Origin of the sequence: Brevundimonas sp. UBA5866 (genome assembly GCF_002432125.1) — a bacterium.
Taxonomy (GTDB): domain Bacteria; phylum Pseudomonadota; class Alphaproteobacteria; order Caulobacterales; family Caulobacteraceae; genus Brevundimonas.
Genome location: NZ_DJFS01000006.1, coordinates 1 through 17,999 on the forward strand (window position 1 = coordinate 1; position 17,999 = coordinate 17,999).

General features: G+C 63.6%; 19 protein-coding genes and 1 other RNA gene. 12 read left to right on the plus strand and 8 right to left on the minus strand.

Going from position 1 to position 17,999, the window contains the following annotated elements:
• The 3 genes from B3H86_RS00220 to lpdA all read left to right on the plus strand — a co-directional run.
• Window positions 1–985, plus strand: a 985-nt coding sequence (locus B3H86_RS00220) for a dihydrolipoamide acetyltransferase family protein (RefSeq protein WP_292050523.1), incomplete at its 5' end; no start/stop codon positions are given.
• Between the two features lie 34 nt (window positions 986–1,019).
• The gene (locus B3H86_RS00225) at window positions 1,020–1,292 is read left to right on the plus strand and encodes a hypothetical protein (RefSeq protein ID WP_292050526.1); all 273 of its coding nucleotides are present in this window, start codon (window positions 1,020–1,022) and stop codon (window positions 1,290–1,292) included.
• Window positions 1,292–2,692, plus strand: coding sequence for a dihydrolipoyl dehydrogenase (gene lpdA, locus B3H86_RS00230; protein ID WP_292050527.1), 1,401 nt, complete (start codon window positions 1,292–1,294; stop codon window positions 2,690–2,692). Before B3H86_RS00225 ends, lpdA begins: the two co-directional genes overlap by 1 nt.
• Window positions 2,693–2,869: 177 nt before the next feature.
• Here the strand turns inward: lpdA and B3H86_RS00235 are convergent, their stop codons facing one another.
• From B3H86_RS00235 to B3H86_RS00255, 5 genes are all read right to left on the minus strand, one after another.
• On the minus strand, window positions 2,870–3,370 hold the full coding sequence (locus B3H86_RS00235; RefSeq protein WP_292050528.1) for a ferritin-like domain-containing protein: 501 nt from the start codon (window positions 3,368–3,370) through the stop codon (window positions 2,870–2,872).
• Window positions 3,371–3,523: 153 nt separating this feature from the next.
• Complete coding sequence (gene thrS, locus B3H86_RS00240; RefSeq protein ID WP_292050529.1) at window positions 3,524–5,473, minus strand: threonine--tRNA ligase; 1,950 nt, start codon at window positions 5,471–5,473, stop codon at window positions 3,524–3,526.
• Window positions 5,470–5,706, minus strand: a complete 237-nt coding sequence (gene yidD / locus B3H86_RS00245; RefSeq protein ID WP_292050530.1) for a membrane protein insertion efficiency factor YidD — start codon at window positions 5,704–5,706, stop codon at window positions 5,470–5,472. The genes thrS and yidD overlap by 4 nt, the downstream gene beginning before the upstream one ends.
• Window positions 5,707–5,786: 80 nt before the next feature.
• The gene (locus tag B3H86_RS00250) at window positions 5,787–6,254 is read right to left on the minus strand and encodes an iron-sulfur cluster assembly scaffold protein (RefSeq protein ID WP_292050532.1); all 468 of its coding nucleotides are present in this window, start codon (window positions 6,252–6,254) and stop codon (window positions 5,787–5,789) included.
• A gap of 62 nt (window positions 6,255–6,316) precedes the next feature.
• Complete coding sequence (locus tag B3H86_RS00255; protein ID WP_292050533.1) at window positions 6,317–7,144, minus strand: tetratricopeptide repeat protein; 828 nt, start codon at window positions 7,142–7,144, stop codon at window positions 6,317–6,319.
• A gap of 90 nt (window positions 7,145–7,234) precedes the next feature.
• Here B3H86_RS00255 and B3H86_RS00260 point away from each other — a divergent pair, with 90 nt between their 5' ends.
• Both B3H86_RS00260 and B3H86_RS00265 read left to right on the plus strand, forming a co-directional pair.
• A complete protein-coding gene (locus tag B3H86_RS00260) occupies window positions 7,235–8,620 on the plus strand; it encodes a leucyl aminopeptidase family protein (protein ID WP_292050535.1) in 1,386 nt (461 codons plus the stop codon).
• Window positions 8,621–8,728: 108 nt separating this feature from the next.
• A complete protein-coding gene (locus B3H86_RS00265; RefSeq protein WP_292050536.1) occupies window positions 8,729–9,514 on the plus strand; it encodes a C40 family peptidase in 786 nt (261 codons plus the stop codon).
• 85 nt (window positions 9,515–9,599) lie between these two features.
• Here the strand turns inward: B3H86_RS00265 and B3H86_RS00270 are convergent, their stop codons facing one another.
• The gene (locus tag B3H86_RS00270) at window positions 9,600–10,295 is read right to left on the minus strand and encodes a c-type cytochrome (protein ID WP_292050537.1); all 696 of its coding nucleotides are present in this window, start codon (window positions 10,293–10,295) and stop codon (window positions 9,600–9,602) included.
• Between the two features lie 150 nt (window positions 10,296–10,445).
• Between B3H86_RS00270 and B3H86_RS00275 the strand changes: the two genes are divergently transcribed.
• Window positions 10,446–11,183 carry a 3-deoxy-manno-octulosonate cytidylyltransferase gene (locus B3H86_RS00275; protein ID WP_292050539.1) on the plus strand — a complete coding sequence of 246 codons (738 nt, stop codon included), beginning with the start codon at window positions 10,446–10,448 and terminating at the stop codon, window positions 11,181–11,183.
• A gap of 3 nt (window positions 11,184–11,186) precedes the next feature.
• On the opposite strand, the gene nudC is transcribed toward B3H86_RS00275, so the two are convergent.
• The gene (gene nudC / locus B3H86_RS00280) at window positions 11,187–12,110 is read right to left on the minus strand and encodes an NAD(+) diphosphatase (protein WP_292050541.1); all 924 of its coding nucleotides are present in this window, start codon (window positions 12,108–12,110) and stop codon (window positions 11,187–11,189) included.
• 83 nt (window positions 12,111–12,193) lie between these two features.
• Between nudC and ffs the strand changes: the two genes are divergently transcribed.
• The 3 genes from ffs to B3H86_RS00295 all read left to right on the plus strand — a co-directional run bounded on the left by ffs (window position 12,194) and on the right by B3H86_RS00295 (window position 14,734).
• Window positions 12,194–12,291, plus strand: an RNA gene (gene ffs / locus B3H86_RS00285) — signal recognition particle sRNA small type.
• Between the two features lie 133 nt (window positions 12,292–12,424).
• The gene (locus B3H86_RS00290) at window positions 12,425–12,823 is read left to right on the plus strand and encodes a DUF3597 domain-containing protein (RefSeq protein WP_292050543.1); all 399 of its coding nucleotides are present in this window, start codon (window positions 12,425–12,427) and stop codon (window positions 12,821–12,823) included.
• A 66-nt stretch (window positions 12,824–12,889) separates the two neighbouring features.
• Window positions 12,890–14,734, plus strand: a complete 1,845-nt coding sequence (locus B3H86_RS00295; RefSeq protein ID WP_292050545.1) for a DNA polymerase III subunit gamma/tau — start codon at window positions 12,890–12,892, stop codon at window positions 14,732–14,734.
• A gap of 57 nt (window positions 14,735–14,791) precedes the next feature.
• Here the strand turns inward: B3H86_RS00295 and B3H86_RS00300 are convergent, their stop codons facing one another.
• Complete coding sequence (locus B3H86_RS00300; RefSeq protein ID WP_292050546.1) at window positions 14,792–15,418, minus strand: malonic semialdehyde reductase; 627 nt, start codon at window positions 15,416–15,418, stop codon at window positions 14,792–14,794.
• Between the two features lie 137 nt (window positions 15,419–15,555).
• Here B3H86_RS00300 and B3H86_RS00305 point away from each other — a divergent pair, with 137 nt between their 5' ends.
• The 3 genes from B3H86_RS00305 (at window position 15,556) to rmuC (ending at window position 17,974) form a co-directional block, all read left to right on the plus strand.
• Window positions 15,556–15,885 carry a YbaB/EbfC family nucleoid-associated protein gene (locus B3H86_RS00305; RefSeq protein WP_292050547.1) on the plus strand — a complete coding sequence of 110 codons (330 nt, stop codon included), beginning with the start codon at window positions 15,556–15,558 and terminating at the stop codon, window positions 15,883–15,885.
• On the plus strand, window positions 15,885–16,487 hold the full coding sequence (gene recR / locus B3H86_RS00310; RefSeq protein WP_242912911.1) for a recombination mediator RecR: 603 nt from the start codon (window positions 15,885–15,887) through the stop codon (window positions 16,485–16,487). The genes B3H86_RS00305 and recR overlap by 1 nt, the downstream gene beginning before the upstream one ends.
• 74 nt (window positions 16,488–16,561) lie before the next feature.
• The gene (gene rmuC / locus B3H86_RS00315; protein WP_292050552.1) at window positions 16,562–17,974 is read left to right on the plus strand and encodes a DNA recombination protein RmuC; all 1,413 of its coding nucleotides are present in this window, start codon (window positions 16,562–16,564) and stop codon (window positions 17,972–17,974) included.
• Window positions 17,975–17,999: the final 25 nt, after the last annotated feature.

Below are 17,999 nucleotides of genomic sequence, written 5' to 3' on the forward strand. Positions count from 1 at the left end.
CGCTCCGGTCAAGGTCGAGGCTCCGAAGGCCGCTCCGGCGCCTAAGTCTGCACCGAAAGCCGATGCCAAGCCCGTTCCGGCCCTGACGGGTCGCAAGCCGGGCGAGCGTCCGCTGGCGTCTCCGGCCGTGCGCCAGCGCGCGCGTGATCTGGGTATCGACCTGGTGTTCGTGCCGGGCTCGGGCCCTGCTGGCCGTATCGAGCATGCCGACCTTGATGCCTTCGTGGCTCGCGGTGGTGCTGTCGCTCCGGTCGTCGGTGGTACGGTTTCGCAGTTCGCCAAGGCCGAGGGCACGACCGAGGTAAAGATCATCGGCCTGCGCCGCAAGATCGCAGAAAAGATGGCCGAGAGCGTCCGTCGCATCCCCCACATCACCTATGTGGAAGAGATCGACATGACGGCTCTGGAAGAGCTGCGTGCCCACCTGAACGCCCAGAACAAGGGCACCGGTAAGCCGAAGCTCAACGTCCTGCCCTTCATCGCCCGCGCCATTGTCGTGGCCCTGAAGGACCAGCCGCAGATCAACGCCCACTATGACGACGAGGCGGGTATCCTGACCCAGCACGCCGCCGTGCATCTGGGCATTGCCGCCCAGACGCCGAATGGCTTGATGGTGCCGGTGGTCCGCCACGCCGAGGCGCGCGATGCCTATGACACCGCCCTTGAAATCGCCCGCGTCTCGGGAGCCGCCAAGGACGGTTCGGCCAAGCGCGAGGAGCTTTCGGGTTCGACCATCACCATCACCTCGCTGGGTACGCTGGGCGGTGTGGTGCACACCCCTATCATCAACCATCCGGAAGTCGCCATCATCGGTCCGAACAAGATCGCCGAGCGTGTGGTGGTCAAGGACGGCCAGATGGTCGTGCGCAAGATGATGAACCTGTCCTCCAGCTTCGATCACCGTATCGTCGACGGCCACGACGCGGCTGTCTTCGTACAGAAGATCAAAAACCTGCTGGAAAATCCGGCGACGCTTTGGATGTGATGCGATGCACTCGAGCATTCGGAACATTCGGACTGTGCACAAGTTTGGTGCTTTCGGTGATCCGAATACGATGGGTGTGTGGATCTATGGCAGGAGACCAGATGGCAGAACGGTCGCCTGCAAAAATAGACGTCTCGATGATGGTGGCATTCGTATTTGGTCTACCTACTCGCTTAATGGCGCAGCCTTTGATGCAGTTACGGAATTTTCTGAGGATGAATGGCGAGCCATTTTCTTCTCTGGCGAGCTGGATCAACAACGGATTGCAAACGAAATATTAGACGCGCGTCGAAAGAAACCTGACTGATGACCCAGAACCTGAAAACCAAAGTCCTGATCATTGGCGCGGGCACGGGCGGCTATGTGGCCGGTATCCGTTGCGGGCAGCTGGGTCTGGAGACCGTGCTGGTGGATGCGTCCGCTGGTCTCGGCGGCACCTGCCTGAACGTGGGCTGTATCCCGTCCAAGGCCATCATCCATGCGGCGGGCAAGTATGAGACCGTGGCCAAGGCCGCGTCTGACGCTAGCACGCTGGGCATCACCGCGTCTGCGCCTGCCATCGACCTGAAGAAGACGGTCGAGTGGAAGGACGGCATCGTCAAGAAGCTGAACGGTGGGGTTTCGGCCCTGCTGAAGAAGGCCAAGGTCAAGGTCATCAAGGGCTGGGCCACCTTCTCGGATGCCAAGACCTGCATTGTGGCGACCGAGGATGGCGACATTCGCATCACCGCCGAGCACGTCATTTTGGCCACCGGTTCGGAGCCTGTCGAACTGCCGTTCCTGCCGTTCGGCGGCGACGTGATTTCCTCGACCGAGGCGCTGAGCCTGCCGGAAGTGCCGAAAAAGCTGGTCGTCGTCGGCGGCGGCTATATCGGTCTGGAACTGGGTATCGCCTACCGCAAGCTGGGGGCCGAGGTCGCCATTGTTGAAATGGCAGACCGCATCCTGCCGCTCTATGACAAGGCTCTGACCGATCCGGTCGCCAAATGGCTGGAGCGTCACGGCGTCGAGCTTTACCTCGGTGCCCGCGCCGGAGGTTTCGGTGACGGCAAGCTGAACGTCACGGACAAGGACGGCAATCCGCTGCAACTGGCCGCCGACAAGGTGCTGGTGACCGTGGGCCGCCGTGCCCGCACCACGGGCTGGGGTCTGGAGAATATGGGCGTGGCCATGGACGGCCCGTTCGTGAAGATCGACGACCGCTGCGCCACCTCGATGAAGAATGTCTGGGCCATCGGTGACCTGACGGGCGAGCCGATGCTGGCGCACAAGGGCTCGGCACAGGGCGAGGTCGTGGCCGAGATCATCGCGGGTCACAACAAGCGCTTTGACCCGACGACCATCGCCGCCGTCTGCTTCACCGAGCCGGAAATCGTCTCGGCGGGTCTGGGCGTCTCGGACGTTGAAGGCCGTGACGATGTCATTCAGGCCGTCTTCCCGTTTGCCGCCATCGGCCGCGCCCTTGCCATTGAGGCAGGCGAGGACGGCGGCTTCGTGCGCGTGATCGCCGACAAGACCGATCACCGCCTGCTGGGCATTCAGGCCGTCGGCCAGCACGTCAGCGAACTGTCCAACAGCTTCGCCCAGATGCTGGAAATGGGCGCCGTGCTGGAAGACGTCGCCGGCACCATCCACGTCCACCCGACGCTCGGCGAAGCCTTCCACGAGGCATCCCTGCGCGCTCTGGGCCACGCCATTCATATCTAGGTTGGCCGCGGTCAGAAGGCTTCCGCCTTCTCGACCCGACGCGGCCTGTGCTCGCCTCGCGTAGGCTCGCGACTTGAGGGGCAGTGCAGCCTCTGGCGGCAGGTGGCGTATTCAATGTGACGGACACAGAAAAAGCCGCCGGGGTTTCCCTCGGCGGCTTTTGTGTTTCTGATGGGTTTAGCCCTTGGGCTTCATGGCGTCGGCGTTGACGGCCGCATCGGCGATGACTGTCAGGTCATCGTCCGTCTTGGACTCTTCCTGCAAGGTCTCGTCCAGCAGCTGGGCTGCGTCCTTGAGCCCCAGCACATTGGCCCAGCGCTTCAGCGTGCCGTAGCGGGTAATCTCGTAATGCTCGACGGCCTGTGCGGCGGCCAGAAGGCCCGCATCCAAGGCTGGGTTGTCTTTGTATTCCTCGGCGATCTCGTCACCCTCGGCCAGGATGCCCTCGATGGCGTCGCAGGTCTTGCCACGAGGGTTCTTGCCGATGATTTCGAAGACCTTTTCGAGACGCTCGATCTGGCCTTCGGTTTCTTCCTTATGCTTTTCGAAAGCCGCTTTCAGCTTGGGATGCTGAGCCGCACGAGCCATCTTGGGTAAGGATTTCAGGATCTTGCGTTCGGCGTAATAGATGTCGCGCAGGGTGTCGTGAAATAGGTTCTCAAGGGTCTTCTCGGCCATGGGGCTTCCTTTCGATGCTCCCCCGAACTGAGCATTCACAACCGGCGCGCTGCTTCCCAGTTCCGAAAATCGGAAGAAGGTCCAGCAATGGACAGAGAAAAAGCCGCCGGGGTTTCCCTCGGCGGCTTTTCTGTATTCGGGCTTTAGCGGGCCTTAGACGTTGTGTTCGACACCGTCGCGGGCGCGCTTCAGGTCCGGTGCCAGCGCTTCGTCGGTCAGCATGGCGATGGCTTCTTCGATCGTGACGATCGTTTGGGCCTGAGAGCCGAGGCGGCGGATGGCGACCTTGCCTTCTTCGGCTTCCTTGCGGCCGACGACGGCGATGACCGGCACCTTGTTCACCGAGTGCTCGCGGATCTTGTAGTTGATCTTCTCGTTGCGCAGGTCGATCTCGGTGCGCAGGCCAGCGGCCTTGAACTTGGCGAGAACTTCCTCGGCATAGCCGTCGGCATCCGAGGTGATGGTGGTCACCACGGCCTGCGTCGGGGCCAGCCACAGCGGGAAGGCACCGGCGTAGTTTTCGATCATGATGCCGATGAAGCGCTCGAACGACCCGAGGATCGCGCGGTGCAGCATGACCGGACGGTGCTTCTGGCCGTCTTCGGCAATGTAGGTCGCATCCAGACGTTCCGGCAGGACATAGTCCAGCTGGATCGTGCCGCAGGTCCATTCACGGCCGATGGCGTCCTTGACGATGAAGTCCAGCTTCGGCGCGTAGAAGGCACCGTCGCCCTCGGTGATGACCGGCTCGGTGCCCGCGGCGCGGGCGGCTTCGGCCATCTGGGCCTCGGCCTTGTCCCAGAACTCCTCGGTACCGGCACGCAGTTCCGGACGGGTGCCCAGCGAGATGTATTTGGTTTCCATGCCGAGGTCGGCGTGGACCGAGCGGGCCAGCTTGATGAAGTTGGCGGTTTCTTCGACGATCTGGTCTTCGCGGCAGAAGATGTGGGCGTCGTCTTGCGTAAAGCCGCGCACGCGCATCAGGCCGTGCAGCGAGCCCGACGGCTCATAGCGGTGGCAGGCACCGAACTCGGCCATACGCAGCGGCAGTTCGCGATACGAACGCTGGCCTTGGTCGAAGATCTGGACGTGGCCCGGGCAGTTCATCGGCTTCAGGCTGAGGGTTTCACCCTCGACCGTCTCGCAGACGAACATGTTGGCGCGGTACTTGTCCCAGTGGCCCGAGGCTTCCCAGAACTTACGATCCAGAACCTGCGGGGTCTTCACCTCGACATAGCCTGCGGCGTCCAGACGGCGGCGCATATAGGCTTCCAGCACGCGCCACAGGACCCAGCCCTTGGGGTGCCAGAAGACCATGCCGCGGCCCTCTTCCTGCATGTGGAAGAGCTCCATCGAGCGGCCCAGCTTGCGGTGGTCGCGCTTTTCGGCTTCCTCGATGCGTTGCAGATAGGCGTCCAGGTCTTCCTTGGTGGCCCATGCGGTGCCGTAGATGCGCTGAAGCTGCGCCTTGTTGCTGTCACCGCGCCAATAGGCACCGGCCAGCTTGGTCAGCTTGAAGGCCTTGCCCACGAATTTGGTCGAGGGGAAGTGCGGACCACGGCACAGGTCGGCCCATTCGCCTTGCTTGTAGACGGTGATGGTTTCCGTTTCCGGCAGGTCGCGGATCAGCTCGGCCTTATAGCTTTCGCCGATCTTTTCGAAGTGGGCAATGGCCTCGTCACGGTTCCAGACCTGACGTTCCAGCTTGGCACCGCGATCGATGATCTCGGCCATCTTCTTCTCGATCTTCGGGAAGTCGTCGGTCGAGAAGGGCTCGTCACGGGCGAAGTCGTAATAGAAGCCGTCTTCGATCGACGGGCCGATGGTGACCTGCGTGCCCGGGAACAGCTCCTGCACGGCCTGCGCCAGCACGTGGGCGGCGTCGTGACGGATGGTTTCCAGCGCCTCGGGGTCATCGCGCATCAGCAGGCGGAATTCGCCGTCGCCCTCGATCTCGCGGTGCAGGTCGCGCTGCTCGCCGTTCCACACGACAAGGGCGGCCTTCTTGGCCAGCGACGGAGAAATGGAGCTGGCGACATCAAAGCCCGTCGAACCGGCGGGGTATTGGCGGACGGCGCCGTCTGGGAAGGTAAGGTTGATCATCGTTTGGTCTTAACTGGAGGGACGGGGTCGTAACCCGACCCGCCGAATGGATGGCATTTACAGAGACGGCGTACAGTCAGCCACCCCCCGCGAACCGGACCGTGCTGGATCAGGGCGTCGCGTCCATAGTCCGAACAAGTCGGAAGGAAGCGGCACTGCTGGCCGATCAGGGGTGACAGCGTGACCTTATAGCCCCGATGGGCCAATCGGACGCCGCGTTCGTAGAGAGACATTTGTCCCTTCGCCGGGGGCTGCTGAGAATGGTTGCTGGGCTTATCCCCCTTAACCGGAGGGGTTTCAACCCGCGCACGTCTCACGCCGCACCGGCGATGTTAGTTCGTGTATCGGTGTGGTGTTTCAGCGCCTGCCGGACAGCCTCCAGCAGGGCCTCTATGGCAACCATCGAAGAGGCGTGGCGGGCCGGATAGTCGGCCACCTGTTTCAGGATACGAAGACCTTCGAAACGGCCCGTCGGGCCTTCGCCGCCGGACTTCAGCATGGCCAGCATGGCATCGCGGGCGGCCTCGATCTCGGGCTCGGTGGCCCCGATGGCGGCCTCGCCGACGACACCGGCACCGGCTTGGCCAAGGGCGCAGGCTTTGACTTCTTGGGCAAAGTCGGTGACGCGGCCCTGATCGTCGATGACGACATCAACGATGGCTTTTGATCCGCACAGCTTGGCGACCTTCTCTCCCGTGCCCTCGGGCGCAGGCAGCCGTCCTGCGTGCGGCAGGTTGGCCGCAAGCGACAGGATACGGGCGCTGTAAAGGTCGTCGATCACGGAAACAGAGATAGGCCTTCACGCCTCAAAAATGAAGCCGCAGCCATTCGCCTTTCGGCCAATCAGCGGTTCAGGGAATCCCAGCTTCGCGCAGTGGGCGAAGATTGTGCCGGCTGGGCGGGTTGAACGGTGCTGCGCATTTCCTCGGTTCGACGCGCCAGCCACGCCAGATTGTGGTCCACCGTCTCTGGCGGCAGATCACGTCTCAGTATGGTTTCGGCCTCGGCGGTCTTGCCCTGTAGCCCCAGTGCCAATGCCAGATTCTGCCGTACCTGAAGCGATGCCCCCGGCTGGGCTGCGGCGCGGCGCAGATAGTTTTCGGCTTCCACCAGATTGCCCGCGCCCATGCGGGCAATGGCCATATTGGTCAGGATTTCAGGCTGATCGGGCGAAATGGACAGACCGGCATGCCATGCTGCATTGGCATCATCGGCCCTTCGAACCTGTTGATAGGCGACGCCCAGCAAGGACAGGGGGCGCCAGTCCCGCGGCGCGATCTCGCGCGCACGCTCCAATGCATTGATGCCGTAAAAAGCCTGACCGCGGGCGATGTGGGCGCGACCGATCTCCAGCATGGCTTCGAGATTGTTGGGCTGGGCGGTCACCACGGCCTCGGCGGTCTCGGCGGCGCGGTCGAACTGGCCCAGTTCGCGCAAGGCCTGCGCCATCTTTACGCCCGCAACCGGGTCCATCGGATTGATGGCGTGTTCGTTGCCCCAGAAAACCGAACGGCTGAGGGCGTCGGTGCGATCATAGGCAGCCCGGGTTGCGGCATCTGCCGGCAGGCGGGGCGCGACAGCTTCGGGCACGGTCTGGGCCAGGGCGCCGCTGGCGAGCGGCAGGCCCATGATCAGGCTTATGGTTGCAGCAAGGCAGCGTGTGCGCGACATGAAGATAGGTTCCGAAGGTTCGTCGATTGATGTTGCGACGTTCGGCGCTAAGGTCTGGTTAATGCCCGTTAAGGGCGAAAGAGAAGTTCTATGACTGCCAAACCCCGCGACTTTTTGAAACTGCCGTCCGATCAGGCGCGCCCCGTGCGTTTGGTCGACACCCAGACCGTACTGGAAGGCAGGGAGGAGGCGTGGGCCAGGGTCAATGGCTTCAAGGGCAAGCCCGGGCAGTTGCTTCTGGTGCCGGGGGCGGATGGCGATGTCGCCGGTGCCTTGTTCGGCGTGGCGAAGGATTTTGACCCGGCGGCCATCCGCAGCCTTGCGGGGCGCCTGCCTGACGGTGACTGGAAGATCGAGAACCTTCCCGCCGACAAGGCAGAAGTGGCCGCGATCGCCTTTGGTCTCGGCAGCTATGTCTTCGACCGCTACAAATCGTCCGAGGGTCGCCAGCGCCCGCGTCTGGTCGCGCCCGAAGGGATCGATGCAGAGGCGGTGGAGCGCATTGTGTCGGCCTGCCAGCTGACACGTGAAATGGTCGATACGCCCGCACAGGATATGGGCCCGTTGCAGCTGGAAACCTTGGCCCGCGAAATCGCCGAGGAAGGCGGAGCGACGCTGAAGGTCACCATCGGGGACCAACTTCTGGAAGACAATTATCCGGCTGTGCATGCCGTGGGCCGCGCGGCGGCACCGCACCGCGCACCGCGGGTGATCGAGATCGGCTGGAACCTCGACAAGACCGACTGGCCGCTGGTGGCCTTGGTGGGCAAGGGTGTGGTGTTCGATACCGGCGGGCTGGACCTGAAGGGTGCGGCCGGTATGCGCAATATGAAGAAGGATATGGGCGGGGCTGCCCATGCGCTGTCGCTGGGGCGACTGGTGATGCAGTCGGGCCTGAAGGTGCGCCTCGTTGTGCTGGTGGCCGCGGTCGAGAACGCGGTCTCTGGCGATGCCTTCCGTCCGGGCGATATCCTGAACAGCCGCAAGGGCCTGACCATCGAGATCGGCAATACCGATGCCGAAGGCCGACTGATCCTCGCCGACGTGCTGGCCCGGGCGGGCGAGCATGAGCCGGAACTGACGGTAGACTTTGCCACCCTGACGGGCGCGGCCCGCATCGCGCTGGGGCCCGAGCTGCCGCCGCTCTATACTGCCGATGATGCTCTGGCCGAGGGCGTGGTGGCATCCAGTCAGGCGGTCAGCGATCCGCTGTGGCGTATGCCGCTGTGGTCGGGCTATCGCGCGGCGCTGGACAGCGAGATCGCCGACCTTCGCAACGACAGTGCTGCATGGGCCCAGGCCGGTTCGGTGACGGCGGCTCTCTTCCTTCAGAACTTCGCGCCACAGACAGGATCGTGGGCACATATGGATGTGTTTGCGTGGAACCCGCGCAACCGCCCCGGCTATCCCGAAGGGGGCGAGGCACAGACCCTGCGGGCGTGGTTCCACTATCTGTCGGGCCGCTTCGGCGAATGATGACGGACGCGGCGGGTCCGAATGGCCCGCCGCGTTAACATCCCCTTCGCAAAAGCGGGTGTAGGGTTGCGGTTCGTTATTCCTCTAGCGTCCGTCGCGAGTGCGCGTTTGACCCTGATCCCAGAACTGATCCCTCCCGGCGAACGGCTGATGGGTGCAGACCTTGCTGAACAGGCACTCGAAGGTCTTGCGCGGGCCCCTCGCTATGCGTCGCTGGAGATGTCCCACGCAGTCGATCCGGTGGCGGATATACTGGCCGAGGATGGCCGTCTGGCGTCCCAGATCCTGCATGGCGAAATCTTCGAGGTTCTGTTCCGCCGTGGTGGCCGTGCCTATGGCCGCAGCCGTAGAGACGGCACTGTGGGATGGGTTTCCGAAACGGCTCTGAAATTCAGCAAGCCTGATCCGTCCTATCGTGTGCGCTCGCACGGCGGCGCTTATCCGTTCAACGCCCTGGTGACCGGCACCGAGGCAGGGCTGGATACGGCAGAACTGGTTTCAATCGTCGCATTCGAAACGGATGCCGTGGCTGTGGCGCGTGGCCTCATCGATGCGCCGGTAAAGGCCGGTACCCGCGCGTCCAGCGTGGACGGTATCGGTCTGGTCCAGCAGGTCTTGTTCGCCTGCGGGCGTGCCGCGCCCCGTCGCGCGGTCGATCTGGCCGCTGTCGGGCGCGCCGTTGATCCTGCGGCGCTGGAAGCCGGTGACATCATCGTTTGGATTTCCGGTGAGGATGCCGCCGTTGGCCATGCCGCCCTTGTGGTGGATGCCGGTCGGGTCATCCATGCCTGCGCCAATGCGGCCAAGGTGGTCGAAGCGGATCTGTCTGATGTGATGTCACAGGCCCGTCAGGCCGGACTGATGTCACCGCATTATCGCCGACCGACCTTCTAGTCAGGCTTTTCCCGACATTGCGGACATGAAAAAGGGCGGCTCCTGATCGGGAGCCGCCCTTGTTCTATTGTGCAGGGAGCCGGTCTCAGGCTGCGGGTGCAGCCGGAGCGGTCTGGGTGGCGGCTGCATCGGCAGCAGCGGCGTCACCCGTAGCTTCGGTGGCAGCAGCCCCTTCAGCCGTCTCGGCAGCGGCTTCGCCTTCGGCCGGAGCCTCGGCACCCGGCTGGCGGGCTGGGTCCGGAGCCGGAATGGCGAAACCGGTCGAGCCCTGCGAGCGCAGATAGGCGATCAGATTGATACGGGTGGCTTCGTCACGGATACCGGCGAAGGACATCTTGGTGCCCGGTACATAGCGGCCCGGAGCGGTCAGGAACTTGTCCATCTCGTCGTAGCCCCAGGTCGGAGCCTCGGCCTTGTGCTTGGCCATAGCGTCCGAATAGGCAAAGCCCGAGGCGTGCATCACCGGACCGCCCACGACGCCATAGAGATTCGGACCAATGCCCGCAGCGCCACCGGCGTTGACGGTATGGCAGGCCTGGCAGCGCGCAAAGGCGGCTTCACCGGCGGCCAGATCGGCGGCCGGGAGAACCGTACCCCAATCGATGGGCAGGGCCGGAGCCTCGCCGCCTGCGGATTCTTCCGGAGCGTCCACGAAATAGCCCATCTTTTCCGGAGCCTTGGTGTGATACACCGCGCCCGAAACCTGTTGGACCACCAGGATCGCAAAGGCGGTGCCCAGGCACGCGCCCATAATCTTGTTGAACTTCAGATCGCCGCTCATGCGCGTCGTCGCATCCCGTATCTAGATGAGCCCCCCGCCCGCATTGCGGCGTTCAGGCGTATTCCTTACGTTGGCGTCTCTTACACGCTAGCGCGACCTTATCAACCTGTCCGACGACATTGTCGGGCGAAACTGGACTTCTTTCTGGCCATGACACCTCTGATTTTGATCCCCGCACGTTTGGCAGCGACCCGTTTGCCGAACAAACCGCTGGCGGACATTGGGGGCAAGCCGATGATCGTCAGGGCCTGGGAAGCGGCCATGAAATCGGGCTTTCGCGTGGCCGTGGCGGCGGGTGATCCGGAAATTGTCGAGGCGATAAGGGCTGTTGGCGGCGAAGCTGTGCTGACCGACCCGTCTCTCCCCAGCGGATCGGATCGTATCCGCGTGGCGGCTGATTTGCTCGACCCTGAAGGTCGCCACGATGTTGTGATCAATGTGCAGGGCGACATGCCGTTTGCCTCGCCCGACCTGTCAAAAATCTGTGCAGAGCTTTTGACCCGTCAGCCCGAGGCCGACATTGTCACGCTTGTGGCCGCCGAAACCGGACCGGACGAGCGCAGCAATCCGGATGTGGTGAAGGCTGTGGTGGCCGTGGATGCCGATGGCAAATCGGGTCGCGCCCTCTATTTCACCCGCTCGGTTCTGTATGGCGATGCGCCGATCTGGCACCACATCGGGATCTATGGCTATCGCCGCGACGCGCTCAAGCGTTTCTGCGCCGCCCCGCCGTCGCCGCTGGAACAGCGTGAGAAGCTGGAACAGCTGCGGGCGCTGGAAATGGGCATGACGATCTGGACGGGCATCATCGAAGAGGCACCCGTCTCGGTCGATAACGCCGAGGATCTGGAGGCCGCGCGCGCCGTGGCCCTCAGCATTCGGGCCTAGGGCTCAATCCTCGCCGTAGGCCCAGCTGCTGATCAGCTGGTGGGCAATGGCAAAGGGCGGCGGCGCGATCAGATCGGGATGGCTGCCATCCACGAGGGCGCGGGCTTCGGCCCGCGTCAGCCATATGACAGCCTCCAGTTCCGAGTGATCGGGTACCGCCTCATTGCTGTCGACCTCGGCGATCAGGCCGACCATGAGTTGGGAAGGGAAAGGCCACGGTTGGCTGGAGTGATATTTCACGCTGGTGACCGTCAGGCCCGCTTCTTCCTTGACCTCGCGGGCGCAGGCTTCCTCGATGGACTCTGCGGGTTCGAGGAAACCGGCCAGGGCCGACATGCGGCCTTTTGGCCATTGGGGCTGTCGGCCCAGCAAGGCCACAGGCTCGTCACCGCCCTTATAGACCGGCAGCATGATCACAACGGGATCGACGCGCGGGAAGTGTTCCGTTCCACAGGCCCGGCACACACGGCGCCAGCCTCCGGAGGCCTGTTCCGTGGCCTTGCCGCAGGCCGAGCAAAAGCCGTGACGCCGCCGCCAGTCGAACAATACCTTGGCTTCTCCGGCCATCGCGGCTTCCTGTGCGGACAGGATGGCCGCGGCCTCGCGTAGCTCCACAAACCGGCCCATATGCTCGCACGGGCCGCTGGTCGGGTCGATCGAGCCTTCGAACTCGATGGCAAAGGCTGGAATGTCTTTCCATAGACCGAGAAACAGGTCGCGGTCCTTCACCAGATCCAGCGCATGTTCGAACGACAGCCAGACCAGGCGTTCGCCGTCCTCGAACGGCTCAACGAGTACGCGCCCTTCCCACAGGACCAGACAGGTGGCACGGGGGTGGCGGCGCTGGCTGGCGATCCACTCGGCGTCGTTGCGAAGGTCGCCCGAACGGTCGAGCGGATTTCCGGAGAAGGTGTTTTGCAGAACCATGTGCAGCTACATAGGGTGACATTGCGCCAACAGGAATGGCTGATCGGCTCTTGATTTCGTGTGCGTCACAGGTCATATCCCGCGACGGAGATCGTGCGGGCGAAGGCTTCGCCAACCTGGTCAGGGCCGGAAGGCAGCAGCCACAACGAATTCACCTTCGGGTCGTGCGGTCTCCACCCTTCTACAAATGACTGATTTTGCCAGCGTCCGTGCCAACGGGCGTTTTTTTGTGCCCGATAATACGCTCTTTGACGGAACCGTCGGGCGCGCGGTTCGCTTCGAGAGTCCATTCAGACACTGAAAAGGACCGCGATATGAGCGTTCTTGGTAAGATCTTCGGCAACATCTTCAAAAAGAAGGATCAAGCTGCGGGCGCGGCCCCGGCTTCGGGCACTGCGGCTCCGGCACCGGCTCCGGCACCGACCGCTCCGGCGGTTGCCCCGCAACCGGCCTCGATCCAGGACGTGGACGTCGCGGGCCTCCTCGACTTCATGAACGAGCAGCGCAGCCAGAAGCTGAACTGGCGTACCTCCATCGTTGACCTGATGAAGCTGGTCGGCATGGAAAGCTCGCTGGCCGAGCGCAAGGAACTGGCCGACGAGCTGGGCTATACCGGCGACAAGTCCGATACCGCGACCATGAACATCTGGCTGCACAAACAGGTCATCCAGAAGATCCGCGACAACGGCGGCCAGCTGCCGAGCGATCTGTAAGATTCCTCATCCGGTCATGCGCGAAGGGGGTGCGAAAACCGCCGCCTTCGCGCTATGACTTGAGGCATGAGCGATACCGATCACAATCTTGATGGCCCCCCGTGGGACGTGGACGCCCCTGAAGAGGAGGCGCATGAGCGTGATCCCAATACATCCGACATGTTCGGCGCACCGGCCGAGCCGGCCCCAGCACCCGCTGCGGAAGCCAGTCCCGAGCCTGTAAAAGCGGCCCCCGCCGCCGAGGTCGCGCCTGCGGAAGAGGGCGAAGCCTATACGGTGCTGGCGCGCAAATACCGCCCGCGCACCTTCGAGGACCTGATCGGCCAGGAGGCCATGGTCCGCACCCTGACCAATGCCTTCGCCACCGGCCGTATCGCCCACGCCTTCATGCTGACGGGCGTGCGCGGGGTGGGCAAGACCACGACCGCCCGACTTCTGGCCCGCGCACTCAACAACGAAACCGACACCATCGACCGTCCCTCGCTGGAACTGTCCGCCCACGGTCGCCACGACAAGGCGATCATGTCCGGCCAGCACATGGACGTGATCGAGATGGACGCCGCCTCCAATACGGGCGTCGGCGACATCCGCGAGTTGATCGAGAGCGTGCGCTATGCGCCGGTCGAGGCCCGCTACAAGGTCTATGTGCTCGACGAAGTGCACATGCTGTNNAAGACGCTGGAAGAGCCGCCGCCCCACGCCAAATTCATCTTCGCCACGACCGAGATCCGCAAGGTTCCGGTGACCATCCTGTCCCGCTGCCAGCGTTTCGACCTGCGCCGCGTGGAGCCGGACGTTCTGTCGGGCCATCTTGGCCGCGTGGCCGAGCGCGAGGGCATGAAGATCGAGCAGGAGGCGCTGGCCCTGATCGCCCGCGCCGCCGAAGGTTCGGTCCGTGACGGCCTGTCTCTGCTGGATCAGGCGCTGGTCCAGGGCGAGAAGGGCGAGGTGGTCGCCGCCGAGACGGTGCGCGACATGCTGGGCCTTGCCGACCGCACCCAGACCATCGCCCTGTTTGAATCCATCATGGCGGGCCGCACTGCCGAGGCACTCCAGAATTTCCGCACCCTGTACGGCTATGGCGCCGATCCGGTGCAGATCACCAATGACCTGCTGGAGCATTGCCACGCGGCCTCGGTCGCCAAGATGCTGGGCCCGAACGCCACGCGCCTGCCCAATGACCAGGCGCAGAAGCTGACGGCGCTGGGCGCGGCCATCTCGGCGGCCACCCTGTCGCGCAGCTGGTCCATGCTGCTGAAGGCGCTGGACGAGGTGCGGCGCGCGCCCAACCCTGCCGATGCGGTGGAAATGGCCATTGTGCGTCTGGCCTATGCGGCGGACCTGCCGTCGCCGGAAGATGCGCTGAAGTCGATCCGCGACGGACAACTGCCTGGCGGTGGTGCCGGTCCCCGTGGCGGTGGAAGTGGTGGTGGTGGAGGCGGGGCCTCGGCCATGCTGCAACCCCAGCCGGTTCAGGCCCCCAAACTGCCCAATCCGCAGACCTTCGAACAGGTGGTCGCCCTGATCGGTCAAAAGCGCGAAATCACCCTGCAACTGGATGTAGAGCGTTTCGTGCGTCCGGTCAGCTTCAAGCCCGGCGCCATCACCTACGAGCCGGTCGAGGGCGCGCCCTTCGATCTGGCACGCCGTCTGTCGTCGCGTCTGAAGGAATGGACGGGTCGTACATGGCTTATCGCCGCCAACGGTCAGGGCGGCGGCGAGACCATGATCGAGAAGCACAACAAGGCCAAGGCGGCCCAGCGTCAGGCGGTCGAGACGGACCCGTTCATCGTCTCCCTTCTGGCGGCTTTCCCCGGTGCCGAGATCAAGGACATCCGCACTATGGCCCCTGCCGTGGAGACACCCTCCATCCCCGATGATCCCGAAGCGCATAGCGACGACGATGGCTGACGAAAAAGGCCGCCTCCCTAGGGAAGCGGCCTTTCTCTTTTCGGGCGGTTCTGCGCGTCAGACGATCTGGGCGGCGCGCTCGAACGGCAGGCGCGGAGAGCGCGGGAACAGGTTCTCGTCGGTGCCGTAGCCGAGGTTGATGACCATGTTCACCTCGACGTCGCCTTCGGGGAAGAACTCCTTCTTCACGGCGTCGAAGTCGAAGCCGGTCATCGGGCCGACATCCAGCCCCAGTGCACGGGCAGCCGCGATCAGATAGCCGGCCTGCAGCGAGGCGTTCTTGTGCGCGACCTCGCGGCGGCCCTCGCGGGTCGGGAACCAGTCCCTGGCACCCGGCGCGTGCGGGAACAGCTCCGGCAGGGTTTCGTGGAAGTTCACGTCATAGCCGACGATGACCGCGACCGGAGCCTGACGGGTCTTGGATTGGTTGCCGCCATCCATCAGCGGGACCAGTCGGTCCTTGCCCGCTTCCGAAGTCACGAAAACAAAGCGTGCAGGCGTCGAGTTGGCAGCGGTGGGTCCGAACTTCACCAGATCGTAGAGTTGCTTCAGCGTGTCCTCGCCGACCGGACGATCACTCCATGCATTGCGGGTGCGCGCGTCGGTGAAGAGTTGCGCCAGAACCTGGTCGGCAACCGGCTGGCTACGATCGTACGAATTATCATAGGCCAAGGTGGCCTCCATCAATTAACTAGAACAACTGCTGTTGCAGATAGCGGGTTTGGCAAAAGATGCAAGAGGAAGAGCGCAAGTTTTTTACCGGTTCCCTCTTCGCGGTTAGGGACTGGAGACGCGCCGCGGAACACCTTATCTAGGGGGGTATGAAAGACCTTAGCGCACTTATGAAACAGGCTCAGGCCATGCAGGAGAAACTGCAGGAGGCCCAGGCCAAGATGGCTGAATCCACCGCCGAGGGCACTTCGGGTGGCGGTCTGGTGACTGTGACCCTCAAAGGGCCGGGCGAAGTGACCGGCGTCAAAATCGACGACAGCCTGATGGCTCCGGGCGAGGGCGAGATCCTGTCCGATCTGATCGTCGCCGCCCATGCCGATGCCAAACGCAAGCTGGACGAGATCAACAATGCCCTGATGCGCGACGCGACGGGTCCGATGGCCGGAATGAATATTCCGGGCATGCCGAAGCTGTTCTGATGGCGGCAACCGCAGGGCCGGAAATCGAGCGCCTCATTTCCCTGCTGGCAAAACTGCCGGGCATGGGGCCACGTTCGGCGCGTCGTGCAGCGCTGGCCCTGCTCAAACGGCGCGAGCAGTTGCTTGTGCCGTTGGCGGCCTCTCTGGCGGAAACGGCGGAAAAGGTCGTCAATTGTTCGGTCTGTTCTGCGCCGGATACGCGCAACCCCTGTGCGATCTGTTCGGACCAGAGCCGCGACAATGCCCTCATCTGCGTGGTCGAGGAGGCCGGGGCACTGTGGGCGATGGAACGCTCGGGTGCCTTCCGTGGCAAATACCATGTGCTGGGCGGGCTTCTGTCGGCACTCGATGGTGTCGGGCCTGACCAGATTCGCGTCGGTGAGTTGATCGGTCGTGCCAAGGCCGGTGATGTCCGCGAGGTGGTACTGGCCTTGCCCGCCACGGTCGACGGTCAGACCACAGCGCACTATCTGTCGGAAAAACTTGCGGCAGCCGGTGTCGAGGTGACCAGTCTCGCGCGCGGCGTTCCGGTCGGCGGCGAGCTGGATTGGCTGGACGATGGCACGATCGTGCAGGCCCTGCGGGCACGCCGTCCGGCCTGAAGCCTGCCATTGCGTCCGTTGTTGACGTATTAAGCGCCCTATACAGACCGGACGGGATTAGAGGTCGGTCTATAATGGTTCAAATTCTTCTTGTTGTTGCTGTGGTTCTGTCTGCGGTTTCGGCTGTGCTGGGTTTTCTCGGCTTTACAGCGGCCAAGCGGGCAGAGGCGGCGGCTATGTCCGATGATCTGGCCGATATGGTCGAGGCGGCCCTGCGCCGCGAACTGGGCCAGATGCGCCTGGAGTTCGACTCCAAATCCGCCACCCAGCGTCAGGAGCTGGCGCAGGCTTTGTCCGCCAATGCCGGCCAGCTGGGCCAGCAGCTGTCGGCCCTGACGGCCAGCTTCGACACCCGCCTGACAGCCTTTGCCGAAATCCAGCAGAAGACCGGCAGCGATCTGGCCGAAACCCAGAGCAAGCGCCTGAGCGAAACCAATCAGGCCGTGGCCAAGCTGTCAGAGGCCCTTCAGGTCCAGCAGAAGGAAGGCCGCGAGGCCATGACGCTTGAGCTGGAAAAGGTCCGCGCCACGGTCGGCAAGAACCTCGAAACCCTGCGCAAGGACAACGAGGAAAAGCTGGAGAAAATGCGCGCCACCGTCGAGGAGAAGCTGCAGGGCACCTTGGAGCAGCGCCTGGGCGAAAGCTTCAAACAGGTGTCGGACCGTCTGGAAGCGGTACACAAGGGCCTTGGCGAGATGCAGTCTCTGGCCAGCGGCGTGGGCGATCTCAAACGCGTACTGACCAATGTCAAAACGCGCGGCGGCTGGGGCGAGATGCAGCTGGGGGCCATCCTCGAAGAGATGCTGGCACCGGAGCAATATGTCTCCAACACCCAGATCGACCCGTCGTCCGCCCAGCGCGTCGAGTTTGCCGTCCGCATGCCGGGGCAGGGCGATGGCGAGCCGATCCTGCTGCCGATCGACGCCAAATTCCCGCACGAGGATTACGACCGTTTGCTGACCGCGCAGGACCTCGGCGACATGGTCCAGATCGACGCGGCTGCCAAACAGCTGGAACGCGCCGTGCGCCTTCAGGCCAAGACGATCTCGGACAGCTATATCAAGCCGCCCTATTCGACCGACTTCGCCGTCATGTACCTGCCGACCGAGGGCCTCTATGCCGAGGTCGCGCGCCGACCCGGCCTGATCCGCGAAATCCAGACCCAGCACCGCGTCATGGTGGCGGGCCCATCGAACCTCGCGGCCTTCCTCAATTCGCTGCAGATGGGTTTCCGCACCCTCGCCATCCAGAAACGCTCCAGCGAGGTCTGGCAGGTTCTGGGCGCGGCCAAGGCCGAGTTCCAGAAATACGGCGACGTCTGGGACAAGCTGGGCAAGCAGCTGGATACCGCCCGCAAGACCGTGGACGAGGCCGGCAAACGCACCCGCGCCGTCGAGCGCCGCCTGCGCGGTGTCGAGGTGCTGGATGCTCCGGTCGCCTCAACCCTTCTGGAAGCGCCGGATGCCGAGGACATGGCCGATCTATAAACGCTAGCCAGGTCTCCGATAAAAA